The sequence below is a fragment of the Mycolicibacillus koreensis genome (genome assembly GCF_002104795.1).
GTDB classification, from domain to species: Bacteria; Actinomycetota; Actinomycetes; order Mycobacteriales; family Mycobacteriaceae; genus Mycobacterium; species Mycobacterium koreense.
The window spans coordinates 1-916 of sequence record NZ_NCXO01000119.1; the positions used below are offsets into that span (position 1 = coordinate 1).

Consider the following 916-nt stretch of genomic DNA (forward strand, 5'->3'; position numbering starts at 1 on the left):
GAGCAATGATCAGAACCTGTGGATGAGTCTCGGCGAGGCGGCGTAGGAAAGGGCGCACCTTCCCGAGGATGATCTGAAGGTCCAAGTGGTTCTGATCAAGGCCGGCGTTGGAGCGCTGGTTCGGGAAGGTACGCCCATGCTCAAGGTAGTTCACGACGTCGATGAGTCCAACGACAACGCCGATTCGGGCCGGTCGTTGATCGATGAGATCGTTCGTGACGGTGCCCGCCAGATGCTCGCCGCGGCGCTGGAGGCCGAAGTGGCCGCCTATATCGCGCAGTTCACCGATCAGGTCGACGAGTACGGGCGCCGCCTGGTGGTGCGCAACGGCCACCACGACGAGCGGACAGTGCTCACCGCAGCCGGCGCGGTGCCGGTCAAGGCCCCGCGCGTTAACGACAAGCGGATCGACGCCGACACCGGTGAGCGGTGCCGGTTCTCCTCGGCGATCCTGCCGGCCTGGGCGCGCAAATCGCCGCAGATGACCGAGGTGTTGCCGCTGCTGTACCTGCATGGGCTGTCCAGCGGTGATTTCGGCCCCGCCCTGGAGCAGTTCTTGGGCAGCGGTGCGGGACTGTCGGCGTCGGCGATCACCCGGCTGACCGCGCAGTGGCAGGACGAGGCCAAAGCCTTCGGGGCGCGTGACCTATCCGACACCGATTACGTCTATCTGTGGGTAGACGGAATCCACCTCAAAGTCCGCCTTGAACAGGAGAAACTCTGTTTGCTGGTGATGATCGGGGTCCGCACCGACGGTCGTAAGGAGCTCGTCGCCCTGACCGACGGCTTCCGAGAATCGGCCGAATGCTGGGCGGATCTGCTGCGTGATTGCCGCCGCCGCGGCATGACCGCACCGGTGCTCGCGGTCGGCGACGGCGCGCTGGGATTCTGGAAGGCGATACGCGAGGTATTCCCC

At 65.2% G+C, this 916-nt stretch carries 1 protein-coding gene; it reads left to right on the forward strand.

Annotated features, from left to right (window positions below; genetic code table 11):
• Window positions 1-136: 136 nt before the first annotated feature.
• The coding region (locus tag B8W67_RS20140) for an IS256 family transposase (RefSeq protein ID WP_109561857.1) at window positions 137-916 on the forward strand (780 nt) is incomplete at its 3' end.